The sequence below is a fragment of the Phycisphaerae bacterium genome, from assembly GCA_035275405.1.
Classification (GTDB): domain Bacteria; phylum Planctomycetota; class Phycisphaerae; order UBA1845; family UTPLA1; genus DATEMU01.
Window position 1 is genome coordinate 15,777 of sequence record DATEMU010000015.1, and the last position, 17,637, is coordinate 33,413.

The following is a 17,637-nucleotide window of genomic DNA, read 5'->3' on the forward strand; positions in this document are numbered from 1 at the left end:
CATCCAGACCCTGTCAGCGACGCATTGCCTTCATATCGCGCATGAATATTTCCGGCGGCAGCGTCACCCCCGCGGCTTCCAGTCGTTCCAACAGTTGTGGTCGGACGCCGCGCCGCTCGAACTCGCCCTTGGCGTGGCCCTGCGCATCGACGCCGCGCTGGGTAAACGTAAACAGATCGTGCAGCAGGATCGTGCCGCTCTCGATGCCGGTGATCTCGGCGAGACTGACGATTTTTCTCCGTCCGCCCGTGAGGCGGGCGACGTGCAGGAGAACGTGCAGCGCCGAGGCGATCTGATGGCGGATGACATCCACCGGATAATTCAGCCCGGCCATGCTCACCATGTTCTCAATGCGGCGTAGCGCGTCGCGGGGATTGTTGGCGTGGACCGTGGTCATCGACCCCTCGTGGCCCGTGTTCATCGCTTGAAGCATGTCCAGGGCCTCCGCTCCGCGGACCTCGCCGATAACGATTCGGTCCGGACGCATGCGCAGGCAGTTTCGCAGCAGATCCCGGGGCGTCACCTCCCCACGACCTTCGATGTTCGGCGGCCGGGCCTCCAGCGTAATGACATGCTCGTGGGGAAGGCGCAGCTCCGCGGCATCTTCGATCGTAATGATTCGCTCGCTCGCGGGAATCGCCTTGGCCAGGACATTGAGCATCGTGGTCTTTCCGGCGCCGGTTCCTCCGGAGATCAGGATGTTCACCTTGCACTGCACGCAGGCCTGCAGAAACATCAGCATTTCTTCAGTCACCGATTCGTAGCGCAGCAGTTCATTCGTGTCGATCGGAATCGTTCCGAATCGGCGGATGCTCAGGCACGGTCCGGACAGCGACAGCGGGGGAATAATGGCGTTGACGCGCGAACCGTCCAGGAGGCGGGCATCCAGCATCGGCGAACTCTCGTCGATTCGGCGTCCGACCTTGATGGCGATGCGCTGGATCACCAGCATCACGTGCGCGTCGTCGCGAAACGACAGGTCGGTTCGCTGCAGCCGGCCTTCGCGCTCGACGTACACTTTCTGGGGACCGTTAACAAGGATATCGCTGATCGCCGGATCGCGCAGCAAGTCCTCAAGGGGGCCCAGCCCGAAGATATCGTCGATGACGTCCTGAACCAGCCGCCGTTTCTCCGGCGCCGAAAGGGGACAGCGCTGCTCATTCAGAAGCTGGTCGACCCGCCGCGAACACTCGGTACGCAGCTCCTCAACCGACATCCGATTCGCTTCCACCAGGTCCAGGATTTCGAGAAGCCGTCGATGGACATTAGCCTTGACCTTATGCAGGGCTTGCGGGTCGGAGACATCCCCACTCGCGACGGTCGGTTTGTTGTCGTTCGCCATCAAAGTGCCTCCTGCAATTTGAACTTCACTCCGCGGCTGCGAAGGTCGCCAGCAGTCCCAGTGCCAGGTCCCGAAGTTCCTTGCGCAAGGGGGACCGCGGCGCCACTTCGGCCAGCGGTTGACCGTAAGTCATTGATTCCAACGCATGGCGAAAATCGCTTCCGACCACTACCAGCGTATCCCGCCCCAGAGCCTCACGGGCCTGGGCGAGCGAGATGACGGACCGTCGATGATACCTCGAGATCACCAGTGTAATGTTTTCCGGCAAAACCCCCAACTCGCCCAGCGTCTTTAGCAGCGTCCGGGCCGTCCGAATATCCTTCACGCTAAGTTGTAGCATCAAATAAGTCATGTTGCTGGCCGCGGCGAGCCGCGCGGCGACGTCGGGCGCTACGCGCGGCGCATCCAACATGGTGCAAGCGTACATTCGACGACAGACCGTCAGGAATTCATTGATTCCGGCATAATCGATCGGCAGATAGCGGGACGAGCGGGCGCTGGCCGGGCTCAAGAGCACGTGTAGTCGATCGGAAAAAGCCAACGCGGTCGTGCGGATTAATTCTTCGTCGATTTGTTTGCGAGCTAATACGTCGGCGATTCCGTACTCGCCCTCGCGATCAAGAAACGCCGCCACCGCTCCATACCGGTCATCCAGGTCAGCCAGAAGGACCTGCCGAGACGTTTCCAACTGGATTTCGTGTGCGATATTGAGCGCCAGCGTCGTCGCCCCGCTGCCCCCGCCCGCAGAAAGGACCGTCACTACCAAGCCCTGGCGCCTCTGTCCGGCCGCATCGCCAGCGATGAACCGGCTCACCACACCCGCTAATTCCGATTCAATTGATCGCTTACCTAAGAGGTGGCGGGCGCCGATCTGCATGGCGTCCAATAACAGGTCGCTGGTCACGTCGGTGGAAAGCGCAACAAAGCGCGTCTGGCCGAAGCGCGTGATAATCGGATCCAGATCGGCCAGCATGCGTTTCGGCGTCGGATCGAGATCGACCAGCGCGACAGGTGGCACCGTCTTCTCTAGGAGAGATACAAGATTGGCTAGACTGTTACAGGTTTCGACCGCTGCGGAACCCGGGGCCGATTTGAGCACGCCTGTTACCGAGGTTTCGGTAGCAGGATCGCTGGTCATTAAAATGACTCGCCGTCCGGAATTCATAGGCTGCCTTACGTCGCGGGACCTGACATCGGGGGTGCCGTCTAGGGGGCGGTCCCGTCGGGGCGCAGGACAACTTCGGTGGTCGGCGCGCGGGTCTGCGGCCTCAAAGTCGTGGTGTTCTCCGGCGGCCTTTCGCCGTACTCGCTCCAGGCCCCCGGTCCCTGGAGATCCTCGAAGCCCAGCCTCTTGAGCCATTCCGTGTCCTGCTCAGACAGGCACGGCGGTTCTGAGCCCTCGATCTTGCCGCCGAGATACAATTCCCAGTCGTTCGGGCGGCTGTGCGTGGCGCCCGGCAACGGCGGAAGCGATGCCAGCGACATGGGCTCCACAAGTGAAACCGTGCACAGGACGACGAGTTCGGTCTCTCCTTCGCGATAACGGACGGAACGGAACAGCGCGCCGAGGACCGGCATATCGCCAATGCCGGGGACCCGCGACGCCGTGGCATTGGTGCTCTTGCTGATCAGGCCGGCCATGCTGAATGTCTGGCCGCTGTGCATCTCCAACGTGGTGGACGCCCGGCGGGTTGTCAACGCCGGAACGCGAAAGCCCTGGATCTCCACGGCTCCGACTTCGGTCAGTTCGCTGACCTCCGGCTCGACCTTCAGCCGGATCAAGCTGTCGCCGAGGACGACCGGTCGGAACTTCAACTGAATTCCGAATTCCTTATATTCGATGGTGATGGACGTCCCACCGCCGGTCGTCGTTCCCTGCACCACGGGGATGGGAAACTCGCCCCCCGCCAGGAACGTCGCCTCTTCTCCGCTTTGGGCGACGAGGTTGGGTTCGGCCAGAAGGCGGACATATTGATTCTCCGCAAGGGCCTGGATCAAGAATTGCAATTCAGCTCGCGGGAACCCCAGGTTCATCGTAACGAAATTGCTGATGCTGACGTTCTCGTTGGTCAGAAAAGGGACGGGAACCGCCTCATCGCCGACCAGGGCACTGGAGGCCGGTCCCATCTGGACGTTGTTGATGTTTCCGCCGGTTGCGGGTCCGACCGTTGACGCGCCGAAGAAGACGTTGTCTTGTTTGCCGTAGTTGAAAACGTTAATACCCAGTGAACGCAGCACGGCGCGGTTGGCCTCGGCGACCCGAACTTGAAGAAGGACTTGTTGAACGCCTGATATCCTCGTCGCATCAACATATTCGAACTTGCTGTCTTTTCCTAAAGAAGTCTTGAGCGCGTCCAGAAATTGACGAAGGGCGATGGAATCCTCGGCGCGGCGCAGGGTCCCGCGAACGACGACCACTCCCTGATTTTGAAACAGATCGAGCGTGCAACCTGGGAAGAGGCTGATCAGCTGTTCCTTGAGACGGCGTAAGTCCATCTCCACGTCCACGCGGGCCCGCCAGACGTCTTCCTGCGCGCTCCAGAAAAGCAGGTCCGTCGAGCCGATCCCCTTGGCCTGAATTAGAAACTGATCCGCCGTAAGAGGCTCGGCCTCCGCAACCTTGGGGTCGGTCACGTTCACGCGCTTGACCGGCCACGGCGCCTTGACGGGCTCCGATTGACCCAGACGAAGGAGGATCACCCGGGGCTCCGCGTTCGGATCGGGATCGTCTGCACGGGCGTGCGACCAAATGCCGATCGACGATCCCGTGCAGCTCAGAACAAATGCGAGAAAAAACGTGCGATTGGAATGACGTCGCGTTTGGATTTGGTTCACATGGAAACCCATTTGAAATAGGACTTTCGATGATTGACCGAACTGCATAATACCCGCGTTGCTGAAATGCAACGACTTTCTTCCGAATTATTTTGGTTCCGGCATCGGGACGGTGAGCGTGTCCTTTTTTCCACCTTGGATTCTGATGACATCCCACCCGGGCGGGAGTTCATCACTGACCGGCTCCACATTGCTGGTGGTCGGCGGCGAGACAAACGCGGCGACAGGGGACTTTTTCTTGATCAGATCGTCCAGCGAAATGGCACCGCTGTCCGCCGCGGCGGGGTTCAAAGGGTTCCGCAGCACCAGCGAAATGGTACCGTTTTCCTGGGCGAGTTGGAGTGCCTTGGCCTGCCGAGGCGTCAGTTGAAGCGTTACTTTCTTGGACTCGGTCGATTGCCCCTCCAGACTTTCCGCCTCGAGTTTGGTCGAAACGACGGAGTACTCGCCTATGGCCAGCACGCTGACGCTTTGGAGCAGCGTGACCGAAACCGGATCCTGACCCGTGCCCGGCCGCTGGGTGAAGATCACGTCGACCAAACAACCCGGATAAAGCAAACCCTCCAGGCTGGCGAAGTCCTTTGGCGTGGTGGGTACCGCGACCATGCCGTCGGCGATCGCCGCCGCGAATTTTGCAGCGTTCTCGCGATCGCCGAAGACCTCAGGCGTTACCACCTGGCCCTCGGCGATTGGAACGATCAGCATCTTGCCGACGACCTGAACGGCATTGGTGAAGTGTTTGGCCGGGGCCTCCTTCCGCGTGACGGACTTGAGCGCCACCATGCTGCCGTCAATCTTGGTTTGTGCAGGCAGCGCCTTCGTGGCTACGAGAATCTCAATGTTGGGAGACTCGCGCCGCTGACTTCCGCCGTAGGAGGCTACCAGCAACGCCGCGGACGTTGCGGCGAGGACACCTAGCAGGATCAATAAAATGATGGCCCAGCGCATAATTCTCGCTCCTTCTACGAACGTAAACGCTTTGCCCGTGACAGGACGCCGCCCCCATGGGGCCGCTGCCGAAAGGCGGATTCATGGTAACAAAAGTCCGCCCCGTGTCATCTAAAAGATTCTTCGGCAGCGGCTCCCTGACAGTTACAGGACGCGCGATTTCGGCCGATCAATAGGTGCCGTTGTTATAGGACCAATGGTCTCTGCCGAAGTAAATGCAAAGCCAGTAGGTACAATCCTTTAACTTCGAAACAGGAAGGCGCTGTCCAAGAATTGGGCTCGACGAGCCGATTATCCCTCTCGTCGGAATTACCGGACGGGACACATGGGGGACACCTACTCTACGGGAGTTACTTGGTGAAGCCGCTCGCAACGAGCGTGCTCAAAGTGCGTCCCATACGCACCGCAGCGACTTGCGTGGATGTCCGGGGTTTTGTAGTAGTTTAGGTGAACCAGCCGGGCGGCTAAGTCATGAAGTCGCCCCACTCAGCGCTTTCCTGACAGGTAGAACGCGTTACCACGGCCAGATCGGCGGAGGATTCCATTCTTCACCGACCTTGCGCATCCCTTGGGGGTTTTTCCATGTCGGTGTTCGTCACAGACGGCCCAGGGCCGTTTCGCCGTCGTGCAGTGGTTACTTTCCTCTCCGAGCGCATCCCGAAGCGATGGACCGGTCGGGAGCACACTTGCCGGAAGACGATCGGCACGTTGTTCGTTTTTTCCGTTTCGCTGGTATGCCTCTTGTCGGGGATGGGCTGTGATGAGGGGACCGGCAGCGGTCTGGACCCAGCGTTGTCGCGAGGCGTTAGCGCCGATCGGCCCAGCGCGGGGATCAATGGCGGGACACCGGCATCCGACATCGTCAACGCGGCGTCCAGCGACGACGAACCGGCCGCCGGCACGTTCGTGCCCGGTCGACTGCTGGTCAAATTCAAACCCGGGGCTTCCGCCGAGGATCAGCATCGCGTCCTGAGCCGCGCCGCCGGCGCGCGCGTGGCGAAAGAGATTCCTCAGATCGGCGTCAAGATCATCGAACTGCCCCCCAACGCGAGCGAGGCGGCCCAACTCCGGGCGTTCGGTCAACAGTCGGAAGTGGAGTTCGCGGAGCTGGATCGCATCGTTCCCCCGGCGATGGTGCCGAATGACCTTTGGTATGCAAATTGGCAATGGGGATTACGAAAAGTTGAATGTCCAACTGCATGGGACGCCACAATAGGCAGCGATCAAGTAGTCATCGCCATATTGGATAGCGGCGTCGACTCAACTCACAGCGATCTCGCGCCAAAGCTCGTTGCTGGATGGAATATATACAACAATAACTCCGACACGACAGACGTGACGGGTCATGGAACGGCCGTCGCCGGCGTTGCCGGCGCAGCATCCAACAATACGATTGGCGTTGCATCGGTTGCTTGGGGTTGTCCTATCATGCCAGTACGCGTATCCGAAAACAGTGGCTGCGCGAGTTATTGGGACATGTCCTCAGGACTCATATGGGCCGCCGATCATGGCGCGAAAGTTGCCAATCTCTCATTTCTCGTAAATAGTTCAGCAGTAACGAGCGCCGCGCAGTATTTTCAATCGCGGGGGGGAGTAGTCGTTACGTCGGCCGGTAATGAAATCGCGGTTCTGAGCACTCCAGACGATCCCTCGGTGCTCAATGTAAGCGCAACCACCTACAATGACACGATTGCTTCCTACTCAAACATCGGGAATAACATCGATCTCGCTGCGCCGGGCGTCGCCACGTCTACCATACTTGGCGGGGGTTACTACGACGTCTCCGGTACGTCCATTTCGGCTCCGTATGTTGCGGGAGCTGTGGCCTTAACAATGTCCGCGAATTCCGCGCTTACCTGTCAACAGATTCAGGGAATCCTTGTGCAGTCGGCAGACGATCTTGGGCCCGCCGGGTGGGATCCGACCTTTGGTTGGGGCCGATTGAATGTCGGACGGGCCGTAGCGATGGCAATTGACGCTGGCGGGCCCATTCCCGACAACACTCCGCCGACGTGCAGCTTTAGCGCTCCGAGCGCTGGCGCCAGTGTCAGCGGCACGACGAATGTACTGGCCATCGCTACCGACAACGTGGGAGTCGCTTCGGTCCGCCTCTACGTCGATGGCGGGTTGCTTGCCACCGACACCACCGTGCCGTACGGCTTCGCCTGGAATACGATAAACACCTCCAACGGCTCGCACACGTTGGAGGCCCGCGCGGCGGATGCCGCGGGAAACATTGCCACCACTGTCATTCTTGTCAACGTCAACAACGTTAATGACGCGACCCCGCCGACGATTGCCATTACGTCCCCGTTGAACGGGGCCAGCGTCGGCAACAGGGTTGTCAATGTCACGGTCAACGTCTCCGACAACGTCGGCGTAACCCGGGTTGAACTTTATGTGGATGGCGCAATCAAGTCGACGTCGACATCGGCCCCGTTCACGACCAGCTGGAACCCCCGCAGGGCCGCGAGCGGCGCACATTCACTCCAAACCAGGGGGTATGATGCCGTTGGAAACGTCGGCACATCCGCAATCGTGACGGTCTACAGATAACCGGTTCGTCGCCCACTCAAGAAAGGGTGGCGACGTCGCCGCATGTCAATAGAAATCCCTAGATGCAGCACACTATGGATACACCACGTCGCAGGGCTCGCCGGAAATGACCGGTAGTCCGTTGTTGTTCACGCCGTCGAGGATGTCCTTGAGACATTCTTGCGTCGATCGGCTTGGCTCGTCACCCGACGGTGTCAGACCATCGGCGCAAAGTGCAGCATCGGCCGCCGCTACCACTGCCCCAATGTTGGCCATCGGCGCGCCGTAGCAGTCGGCCAAGTCGTCTGGCAGAAGCACGTTATCCCCCGCATTCATTCCCATATACGCGATGTCCAGCTTAGTCGCCGTAAGCTGTGCCGAGAGCATGCAGGCCATGTTCACGGCATTGGCGTCCAAGAGCCATGTTCGGAAGTTCGTGTAGGCATCCGCGAACATCCCGCCTGGCACATCGTAATCCGCACCGCTCGCGTTCCGCAGACACAATGCATTGAGCAGGTCGCGCCACGCTGAGTCCTTGCTCGACAAGATATTTTTTCCGTTCTTGTTCGACCAGAAGCCCAATGTACGACCCGTCGAAGGGGCACATATACAGACGTTGCCGAATGGAAGGGTCTGAGTACATCCAACCGTATCAGGCAGGGTCATGGAATAGCATATCTTGTCGCCAATTGTCATCGAGTTAGGGCTCGAAACTTTGGGTTCGGTTTGAATCCAATTGCAATTGGATACCCCTGTCGTTGGAAGTAGTTCGCACACCGTTATGGATGATCCACTTGGAATTACGACGGAGGCTTGGCCGGGTCCGTCGGTCCCGGACGTCAGCGTCACGCATGTCTCCAATCCTCCCATCGGCGTAAAGCAAACCTCAACTTGGACACCGTCTAATGGTATCTCAGCATCGTTCTCACCATTTGCGTTCGCATCGTAGTATTTCCGAATAGTGATTGTACATTGCGGGCATTCACCGCAAGTATCGCCAGGGCACGTCTCGTCGGCGTGATACGCTCCGCCCATCGCCTGGCAATCTGCCTCCGTCACGTCGCTCCGGCACTCATCCAAATACGTATCCGGATGCCCCGCACACGCCAGACAGCACGCCCCCGTCCCGGGCTGCCGCGCGCACTTGTAATTATCCGTCTTACTCTCACTCTCCCGGAACCCAAAATTCGCCTGCGGGTCGCTCTCATCGTAATCGCTCACCCGCGTGATCCAGCATTTGTACTCCCCACCTGGGTTTGGCGTCGGATCGAAGGGCCACAACGCCACGCTGATCGACGCGGCGCAGGCGTCGTGCGCCGGGCAGAACCCCGTCCCCACCACATGTGACGCCACGCTGTCGGGCAGGTTCGCGTATTCCGTAATCACCCCGCACTCCACATGCACCTGCCGATGCTCGATCCCGTCGTTGGACAACAGCACCATGCCCGACGGGTCGGTCACCTGGAAGTAGAAATCCCCGTCCGGCAGCCCGCCCGCAAAGCCGCAGTTGTGATTCTGCGGCCCGCCATTCAGGAACGGGCTCTTCGGATCGCAAACCAGCGGGTTCGGCGGCTCGCACGATCCGTACACATTGTGGTTCACCGTTGCCCCGCACTGATCGGTCGTCCAGATCGCGCCGGTCAAGTTGGAGGTGAAGAGTGTCTCCGCCCGTGTGCCGTCAGGGCTGATGGCGACCAGCGCGAGGACGTCGGGACCGGTCGCGGTGGGGCTCAGCGCCCAGTTCGATACGAAGCTGCCGCTGGCATCCGCGACCACCGTCCAGGACCGATGCGCCTCCGCACCACAGGTGCAGGTTCGAGAAAGGTGGGAGACCGACAGCGTCACGTTCCCGCCCGCCGCGAACGCGCTGCCCGCAATTTCCACATTCGTACCCGGTGCATAATCGAATTGGCTCGTTGTCACCGCGGGGGGAGGCGGCACCGGGAGTTCCCCACCGGAGGGCTGGACGTCGACGTCCGCTCCCACGGGCGTGGCGACGATGACGTCATAGGTCCCTCGAACGCCGCCCAGGGTTGCGGCCAAACACAAGCCCGCCAGGAAGCATGCACATCCCTTGCCCAAAGTAATTCTGCTCTTCATCGCCCAATCTCCTTTTTCTCAAGCCGTGAGCCGACTTCACGGCCCGTTTTCACCCCCAAGTACCACCTCCGTCGGTTCGTTTTCATGGACTACGACCGAAGGCCCCAGCATCACCAATAGGCCAATTCGCGGTGTTCGCCGCGATACCCGTTATGACTTTTTCCAAGGCTCGCCGGAAATGCGGGAACTCCGCATTGAATCTGTTGGTCTCCGGCCACGCAGTCGAGCTGACTGGAATTTGCCCGTTCTCGACAAAACGACCCTGAGGATCCCGGTCTCGACGCTCCGGGATCAAGACGCGAATAGCCTGCAATCGTAACGGCGGCCTGCTCAGGAATCAAGATCTCCTGGCATCAGCCGCCAAGGGTTCATAGGGTTTCTACTTAATGCTGCGGTTTGTGTTTCAGTTCCTTTCCGCCAAACCCTGACCAGCGCACGTCAAGCCTTCAAAACGCATCCTCGCCGCGAACCGGTTCAAGAACACGCACGCTGAACAGCAAGCGGAGGGCATCCGGCTGCGCACCAGAACGATTGACGTCGCCGCGCGATTACTCTCGTCGTTGCGGTTCGTTCCTTCGCATCAAAGCAGAACTTCTACGGCTTGTGTCCGCTCGCCCGCTACTGTCGGTGATGATGTTTATCGTGGTGGCCGGTTCGGATCACGGAAGCCGACTCAACCATAGGCTTTTCTCGCCTTGGCCCGAGATGGAATTCATGCGACGTTGCAGTCTGGAAAGGAGGCGCGATCGTGAGCAGTCCTTCCGACGTAAAAGTCCGAGAATCTATCACCTCAGGCGTGGGATCGGTGCCCAGGGAGAAGTTTTTTGGCCGCGGAGTTGGTACTGGGGGAAGTACCTACTCGGCGCATAGAATCGTTTTATTCCAGACGCCGGGGTCATTATTATGCGCCGCACTTTACGAGTGATTTGGTCGGCTATTATTCGAGGACGGCCCGTCGAAATGATCTAAAGTTTATCCCTGTGAATCCTCTTGACCGCTCCCCCCGCGTCGGGTATAAGAGGAGGGAGAGTAAGTTTGGGTTACTAGTTTTAATCGACGTCGAGCGCCTCGCACGCGACTCCGCGGAGGGTTCTCGATAGCTTCCAAGCAAAAGGCACATTGGCGGCCCGGTTTGGTTTCCATTGGGGTAGCAGGCTTAGTAGGGGGGGCACATGTCGGGCGGGCCGATCGTCTCTGGGAAGCAGATGCTTTGCTGAATTCGAAATTCTCGGTGCGAGATTCATCCGCGCCGCGTTTACAAACGAGAGTGAGTGCTCTTGGCACCCCGCTAACCTGTGTATGGAGCGGAGACGAGAGCAGAGTTTTTTAGAGGGAGATAGTGTTATGAAAGCGATGCTGAAGAAATTGTTTGCCGACGAGAAGGGCCTCGAAACGGTCGAGTACGCCATTATCACCGGCCTGATCGTGGTCGCCACGATCACGGCCATCACCAACATCGGTACCTGGGTCAACACCCAGTTCACCACGTTGGATGGCGCCCTCCCGTAAGCCCTTGAAAAGGTGAGATTACGCTTTGGCGTCCGGGGGGTCCGCCCCCCGGACGCCCTCTTTCGTTTCGCCCTTAACTTGCAGGAGGACCAATCGAAAGAGGAGGCCGAATCGAAAATGGAAGCCGTTAGCTTTGCGATTCTTACCGGGCTGATCGTCGTCGCGATGGTACGGATGTTGGTGCTCTTGACCGCGTGCGGTCAGGACCGCGTCCATGAGTTGCACGACGACGGCCGGCACGTGGGGAGCCCGCGGTGAGCTTTCTTGGACTCACAGTGAGCGAGTTCGCGCCGTTGCAAATCGGCGTCCTATGCGGGGCCTGCATGGTCGCCGCCGCCACCGATATCGCATCGCGCCGAATTCCCAACTGGCTGACGATTCCCTTGCTCGCGACCGGCGTGGCGTACTCCACCATGCACCGCGGTCCCTGGGGTCTTCTGGATTCCATCGCTGCCGCCCTCATCCTCGCCCTGCCCTATCTCTTCCTGTTCGTATACGCACGGGGCGGTGGAGGCGACGTCAAACTGATGGCCGCGGTCGGGGCCTGGACCGGTGTGGTTCCGGGACTCGTCGTGCTGTTTATGGTCGCCCTCGCCGGCGTTGCCATGGGGATCGTCGTCGCCCTGACGCGAGGCCAATTTCAAACCACCATGCGGCATGTGGCCGATATCGCTCAGCAGGCGGCCCCCGCAGTGGCGATGGGCAAGCCGCAGTTGATCGGCGCTACAATCACCGGCGATCGCAAACCCAGCGCCCCCATGCCCTACGGTGTGGCCATCTTTGTCGGCGTGTGTGCGGCGGTCGGAGGACTTTCCTTATGGCATGGCTAAGAGGAGCTACCCGGCGGCGAGGTCTCGCGCTTGTGGAAACAGCCCTGCTCCTTCCGCTTCTGATGTCTTTGACGCTCGTGTTGCTCGAATACGGCTGGGTGTTCATCAAGATTCAGCAACTAAACAGCGCCGCCCGGGAGGGGGCTCGTGCCGGGGCGCGATCCAACGGGACGAATGCGCAGATCAGCGCGGCTGTTGATTCCGTCATGACGCGGTCAAGCATGGGTGGCAGCAGCTATTCGGTGACCACCGTTCCGGCCAACGTTGCCGGCGCCGACAGGGGAGAGACGATCCGGGTTCGGGTCGAAGTGAATTATGACAACGTAACGTTAGTCAACGTTCCCTTGATTCCATTGCCAACGACCCTGGGTAGCGAATACCGTATTATGAAAGAATAGCGGACTTTGAACGCCGGTCGATTTCCCGGCGGTCCAGTGGTTTGAGGACTTTAGCATGGCACAGCCAAAACGAACTACGAGGCGGCGGGCTGCCGTTGTCGTGGAAGTGGCCCTGGTCATGCCGCTCCTCTTGTTGTTGACACTGGCACTCCTCGAATACGGCTGGGCGGTCATCAAGATTCAACAAATCAACAGCGCCGCAAGAGAAGCCGCCCGCATTGGGGCGCGCGCCAGCGCCACGGACGCCCAGGTTAGCGCCGCGGTTTCCGCTATTATGAGCAATGCGAACATCGGCACTTATTCGTTAAGCACCACTCCATCGAGCATCATGGGCGTCTCCAGAGGTTCGACGATCAGTGCTCGTGTCGAAGTGAATTACTCCAATATTCAGTTAGTCGCGTTAAGCAGTACGCCTTTGCTCCCGTTCCCCATGCCGACGACGTTGAACAGCGAATTCCACATGATGAAAGAGTAGCCAGCGGGAGGCGGCGGCTGAAAAAGAGGGTTATCAGTAAAATCAATCGACGGTGAATCATGAGCGCCAACCTCAAGAAACCACGGTCTGTGAAACGCAAGGCGATCGCCCTCCTCTGGGTCTCCCTGACGGCCATCCTCTTCATCGGGTTCGTCGGCCTGTCCCTCGACACCGGTCTGGTCGTCTTCACCGCTGAGGAATTGCAGGGCGCGGCCGATGCCTCCGCGCTCGCCGCCGCCCAGTTCGTCAAAACCGATATTCCCGCCGCCCGGGCCGCCGCCGTGGACCTCGCGTTGCTCAACCGGGCCGGCAACAGCACCGTTCATCTCGATCCCAACATACCCAACGCCGCCGATGGCGATATAGTCATGGGCCGATTCAATCGCACAACGTTTGAGTTCATCCCCGACAACACCACGCCGAATGCCGTTAAGGTGGTCGCCCGGCGCAAGAGCGGGGAGGGGGCCGGCGAACTCCCCCTCGTCTTCGGCCGCGCCTTCGGAAGAAACTCCACCTTTGTCGAACGCGACGCCATCGCCATGCTCGCCGGCGGAACCGGCTCAGGCCTCATTGCCCTTTGCAGCGCCCTGCCGTGTGCCCAGCGTTCCGATTGTGCCAACTGCCCGCCGGAGGCTTGCGATTGCTCCCTGTACATCCATGGCAACCTGACGGTCAGCGTCCTGCCCGCTCCGCCGTTGAATTGCGACCAAGAAGGTGCCGGGGTCTCCGTGAATTCTCCCAACCCCGACGCATTCTGTGCCCAGGGCAATGCCACGGTTATTACCCCCAACGTCGAAATCTATGGCGGGTACGATCAGACCGGCAACAGCGTTAATATCGACAACCCCTGTGAGGAGGGGCCTCAGCCCGAACCGTGCGGTGAGGGGAGTATCTTCCAATGTGAAACGAATCACGTTATCTGCGACCCGTTAAGGGCCGTCCCGGTGCCGAGCATCGTCGGTCTGACCGATTTGGGCGGGATTGTCATGAATGCCGGAGACGAACAGGTGATCGACCCGGGATACTACTCCCGTGGGATTCGCATGACGGGGGGGACGCTAACGATGAAGCCAGGGGTCTATGTCCTCGGAGGCGCGCCGAATACGGGTCCCCCGCCTCGGCCTACCGGCTTCGACATTGGCGGCGGTGCGGTGGTCTGCGGGGAGGGTGTGATGCTCTTTATCAACGGGCCGACCGGCGAATTAAACATCAATGGCAATGGATGTATAACACTTAGTCCGATTGACCTGGATGATTCAGAAACGCCCCCAACGCCTTGTCCCGACTGCGATGCCACGGACTATGACTACCCAGAGCCCGTGGCGGCCTTGTCACCGTACGAGGGCCTCACCATCTTTCAATCGCCCGGGAATTGCAATGTGGCTACGATCATCGGCACCAGCGATCTTAACATGGTCGGCTCGCTGTATTTTCCGTGCAACCACCTCAATCTCAGCGGCACAGGGGACGGCTTCGGGAATCAGTTGATCGCCCGGACGCTGGAAATCTCCGGCGACGGTCTCATCCAGATTCACTACGACGGTCGAAACCCGGCTTTCGGGACCGACACGTTCCTCGTCGAGTAGATTCTAAATCCACCAGTGGCGTTTAAGTGATAACTCGCGGCAGCCGTGAATGTTACGGCGCCGGTCCTGGCTCTGGCCACGGGCAGCCCCCTTGTGGTATCCTAATTACCGCTTGGATTGGCGCGGCTGTGAATAACCCGATGACTACTTAAGGAGCGATTCTTCTTATGGAAACCGATCTGATTACCACCCTCATCGATTTGGCCTTTGGAATCTTCACCGGCATTTATGACTTTCTCTTCGCCCCGGTGACCGGGATCATCTCGATGCCGTACGAGAATTTCCTGCGAACGGTTCTGGGCACGCTAATCGACTAATTGGGCAGCCCCGCCGATGGCGCGGGCGCCGGTAGGGACCGGGACGCCTTGGCCAGAACCGCGGGCGTTTTCTGGATGGGTCCGCACTTTGGCTCCGGTCTGGCCGCGCCTTCCCGGGCGCGCCAATAGGCCTGAAACTCGCCAAGCTGCGCGACGAGGTGGGGGGGGCGCGTGGCGAAACAATGATCGAAGGGTTCCATCGGATCGGGCACGTAGGCTTCCGCCCGCTGGATCGCCGCGGAGATTTCCTGCTTGACGTCCTCCTCCACCAGACCGCGAACCTTGTCATTCACGATCCCGCGCTGTTCGAGATAGATCGTGAAGCGCGTCAGCGGATCGCGGGTCTCCCAGCCTTTCACCTCGTCCGCCGTGCGGTACTTCCCCGAATCGTCCGAGGTGGAATGTTGCCCCAGCCGGTAGGTGATCGCCTCAATCAGCGTGGGTCCTCCTCCCGACCGGGCCCGATCGAGCGCTTCGCGTGAGGCAACGATCATGGCGAGCAGGTCGTTCCCATCCACCTGCATCCCGCCGAAGCCGTAACCGAGGGCCTTCTGGGCAAGCGTTTGCGATGCCGTCTGCGCGCTGCGCGGCATCGAGATGGCCCACTGGTTGTTCTGCACGATCATGACCAGCGGCAGTTGAAACGCCCCGGCGACGTTCATGGCCTCGTGGAAATCGCCCTCGCTCGTCGCGCCGTCGCCCAGGAAAGTGACCACGACGCCGGAATCGCCCTTGAACTTGTTGCCCATGGCGATGCCCGCCGCGTATTGGCACTGCGTCGCGACCGGTCCGCACAAGGGGAGGACATTCAGGCCCTCCGGCGGCTGCGCCCCATGTTCGTATCCTCCCCACCAGCCGAGAATCAGCCGCTCCATCGGCCAACCCAGATACAGCATCGCCGGCATTTCGCGGAACGAGGGGACCAGCCAATCGGCCTTTTCCATGACGAACGCCGGGCCCAGCGACGCCGCCTCCTGACCGCGAGTTGGGGGATAAGTTCCGATCCGCCCCTGCCGCGAGAGGTTGATCATCCGCTCATCCCAGCGCCGCGCCAGAACCAACGCACGGTAGTAACGCCGCAGTTGCTCGGAGGGTAGTCCCGGATCGAGGTCCCGATCGACCGCGCCGTCCGCGCCGAGGATCGAGAGGTGCTCCACGCAATGAGAAGGGCTTATCCGGCTTCGCGGCACCACGGCTCCTTGTTAAGGTCTGGCAAGCGTTGCATACTCTTGGCGATTTTGCATCATGTTGCCCGCGCCCGCGATCGAACCCATCGACCACGCCATCCCCAAAGGGCTCCGAACCCAGATGTTAAAAAAAGACCCCGATTTTCGCAAGGTTGGCCCGGCCGGTGTGATGGATTATCCGCTCAATCCCGTCGACCACGTGCTGCTGGTCACGCACGAGTCGCTTCGGCACAGGGGCTATTGCGGGTTGAGCGTCATGCTCATCGTAGATCTGGAAGGGCCGCTGCCGCAGGCCGAATTGCAACGCGCCCTGCACCGGCTGGGCACGTGTTATCCCGCCCTTTCGGCACACATCAGGTATTCATCCATCCTCCATCGGCCCTCCTGGCATTTGGTAGGGCGGGAACCGCTCGAAGAGGCCGTCGAATATGAGCACCATCAACTCGATCCCGAGCGCGATGACATCCTCGCCCCTCTGAATCGCGTCATCGACGATCCCGTCAACGTCCACGAGGGGCGGCAACTCCGCCTGGTCCACATCGAGATGCCGGGCGAGCGTCATCGCCTCGCCCTGCGCTGGGCGCACCCGCTCATGGACATCGAAGGCGGTCACGCCCTTCTCGGAGCGCTCCACGATATTCTTTGCGGCCGTGAGCCGTCGCTGAATCCTGACCCGGCAGCGGCCTTCCCCGAACCATTCGCGGCAGGTTTTCCCGCCGCCCAGCTTCGTGCGTGGCAGGGGCGATTTCTTTATGCCAGCTACGATCGCCTCCGCCAGCCGCGGATCGTTCAGCGGCCCGAAGCCGCGCCGCAGCACTGTCGCGTCGCCCTGAGGGCGTATGTCGGAGAACAGCGCGCCCGATTCGAGGCTCTGGCGAAGGAACGGACCGCGCCCGGTCCACTCCGCTACTCTCGCGCGATCCTGGTCGCGCTCGCACGAGCGTATCACCAAATGGCCACCAACCAGGGTCGCCCGCGCTCGCATTACCTATTCCCCCAATCTCTGCCGCTGGCGCGTAAGGGCCCTCGGCCCGGCGTTTGTGGCAACCACGTCTCCATTCCCTGGATCGTCTTTGCCGCGAGCGATTTGGAGGATCGCGCGAAGGCGGATGCCGTCGCCGGCCGCCAATTCCGTGATTTTTTTGAAAAGCGCCGCGATCAGGCCATGTGGTATATGTACCGCGCCGCCGCGCGTTGGCCCTTCGGTGTGACCCGTTGGCTGACGACGCACCGCCTGCCGCGTGCCGCCGCCGGTTTCACCGGCTACCAATTCGACCAGTCAGTAACGCACCTCGGCTCGGCCCGCATCGTTAATTTGTCCGGGGCCGGGCCGATGAATTGCCACCCCGGCTGGATGTTCGGTCGCACCACGTTTGGCGATCGGATGAACCTGTCCGTCACGTACTTTGAAGACTACTTTGATACACCCAACGTGGAACGATTCCTCGATCTGATGGAACAGGAACTGTTTGGGCCCGACGTTTCCATCGCTCCGGTTTGATTCGCCCTACAGCGACTCACAAAATCGTAAAAGCGCCAAGGCAGAATTCGCACAGTGAAGGCGCTGTAAGACAG

At 60.2% G+C, this 17,637-nt stretch carries 15 protein-coding genes; 9 read left to right on the plus strand and 6 right to left on the minus strand.

Annotation, left to right across the window (positions count from 1 at the left end; genetic code table 11):
* Nucleotides 1-13: 13 nt before the first annotated feature.
* From VJZ71_17835 to cpaB, 4 genes are all read right to left on the minus strand, one after another.
* Nucleotides 14-1,342: a CpaF family protein gene (locus VJZ71_17835; GenBank protein HKQ49940.1), complete on the minus strand. Its 1,329-nt coding sequence runs from the start codon at nucleotides 1,340-1,342 to the stop codon at nucleotides 14-16.
* A 25-nt stretch (nucleotides 1,343-1,367) separates the two neighbouring features.
* A complete protein-coding gene (locus VJZ71_17840; protein HKQ49941.1) occupies nucleotides 1,368-2,360 on the minus strand; it encodes a hypothetical protein in 993 nt (330 codons plus the stop codon).
* 188 nt (nucleotides 2,361-2,548) lie between these two features.
* Nucleotides 2,549-4,042 (minus strand): pilus assembly protein N-terminal domain-containing protein, encoded by a 1,494-nt coding sequence (locus VJZ71_17845; GenBank protein ID HKQ49942.1) that lies wholly within the window; start codon nucleotides 4,040-4,042, stop codon nucleotides 2,549-2,551.
* A 222-nt stretch (nucleotides 4,043-4,264) separates the two neighbouring features.
* Nucleotides 4,265-5,125 carry a Flp pilus assembly protein CpaB gene (cpaB, locus tag VJZ71_17850; protein HKQ49943.1) on the minus strand — a complete coding sequence of 287 codons (861 nt, stop codon included), beginning with the start codon at nucleotides 5,123-5,125 and terminating at the stop codon, nucleotides 4,265-4,267.
* A 582-nt stretch (nucleotides 5,126-5,707) separates the two neighbouring features.
* Between cpaB and VJZ71_17855 the strand changes: the two genes are divergently transcribed.
* The gene (locus tag VJZ71_17855) at nucleotides 5,708-7,681 is read left to right on the plus strand and encodes a S8 family serine peptidase (GenBank protein ID HKQ49944.1); all 1,974 of its coding nucleotides are present in this window, start codon (nucleotides 5,708-5,710) and stop codon (nucleotides 7,679-7,681) included.
* Between the two features lie 72 nt (nucleotides 7,682-7,753).
* On the opposite strand, the gene VJZ71_17860 is transcribed toward VJZ71_17855, so the two are convergent.
* Nucleotides 7,754-9,760: a hypothetical protein gene (locus VJZ71_17860; protein ID HKQ49945.1), complete on the minus strand. Its 2,007-nt coding sequence runs from the start codon at nucleotides 9,758-9,760 to the stop codon at nucleotides 7,754-7,756.
* 1,344 nt (nucleotides 9,761-11,104) lie between these two features.
* Here VJZ71_17860 and VJZ71_17865 point away from each other — a divergent pair.
* The 7 genes from VJZ71_17865 to VJZ71_17895 all read left to right on the plus strand — a co-directional run bounded on the left by VJZ71_17865 (nucleotide 11,105) and on the right by VJZ71_17895 (nucleotide 14,875).
* Nucleotides 11,105-11,269: a Flp family type IVb pilin gene (locus VJZ71_17865; GenBank protein HKQ49946.1), complete on the plus strand. Its 165-nt coding sequence runs from the start codon at nucleotides 11,105-11,107 to the stop codon at nucleotides 11,267-11,269.
* Between the two features lie 117 nt (nucleotides 11,270-11,386).
* Entirely contained in the window at nucleotides 11,387-11,527 is a 141-nt protein-coding gene (locus VJZ71_17870) for a hypothetical protein (protein HKQ49947.1), read from the plus strand.
* Entirely contained in the window at nucleotides 11,524-12,099 is a 576-nt protein-coding gene (locus VJZ71_17875) for an A24 family peptidase (GenBank protein ID HKQ49948.1), read from the plus strand. Before VJZ71_17870 ends, VJZ71_17875 begins: the two co-directional genes overlap by 4 nt.
* Nucleotides 12,100-12,131: 32 nt before the next feature.
* On the plus strand, nucleotides 12,132-12,497 hold the full coding sequence (locus VJZ71_17880; GenBank protein ID HKQ49949.1) for a TadE/TadG family type IV pilus assembly protein: 366 nt from the start codon (nucleotides 12,132-12,134) through the stop codon (nucleotides 12,495-12,497).
* A gap of 55 nt (nucleotides 12,498-12,552) precedes the next feature.
* Entirely contained in the window at nucleotides 12,553-12,972 is a 420-nt protein-coding gene (locus VJZ71_17885) for a TadE/TadG family type IV pilus assembly protein (protein HKQ49950.1), read from the plus strand.
* Nucleotides 12,973-13,061: 89 nt separating this feature from the next.
* Nucleotides 13,062-14,558, plus strand: coding sequence for a pilus assembly protein TadG-related protein (locus VJZ71_17890; protein ID HKQ49951.1), 1,497 nt, complete (start codon nucleotides 13,062-13,064; stop codon nucleotides 14,556-14,558).
* Between the two features lie 167 nt (nucleotides 14,559-14,725).
* A complete protein-coding gene (locus VJZ71_17895; protein HKQ49952.1) occupies nucleotides 14,726-14,875 on the plus strand; it encodes a hypothetical protein in 150 nt (49 codons plus the stop codon).
* Here the strand turns inward: VJZ71_17895 and pdhA are convergent.
* Nucleotides 14,872-16,065 (minus strand): pyruvate dehydrogenase (acetyl-transferring) E1 component subunit alpha, encoded by a 1,194-nt coding sequence (pdhA, locus tag VJZ71_17900; GenBank protein ID HKQ49953.1) that lies wholly within the window; start codon nucleotides 16,063-16,065, stop codon nucleotides 14,872-14,874. The genes VJZ71_17895 and pdhA overlap by 4 nt on opposite strands.
* A 55-nt stretch (nucleotides 16,066-16,120) precedes the next feature.
* Here pdhA and VJZ71_17905 point away from each other — a divergent pair, with 55 nt between their 5' ends.
* Complete coding sequence (locus VJZ71_17905; GenBank protein ID HKQ49954.1) at nucleotides 16,121-17,563, plus strand: hypothetical protein; 1,443 nt, start codon at nucleotides 16,121-16,123, stop codon at nucleotides 17,561-17,563.
* Nucleotides 17,564-17,637: the final 74 nt, after the last annotated feature.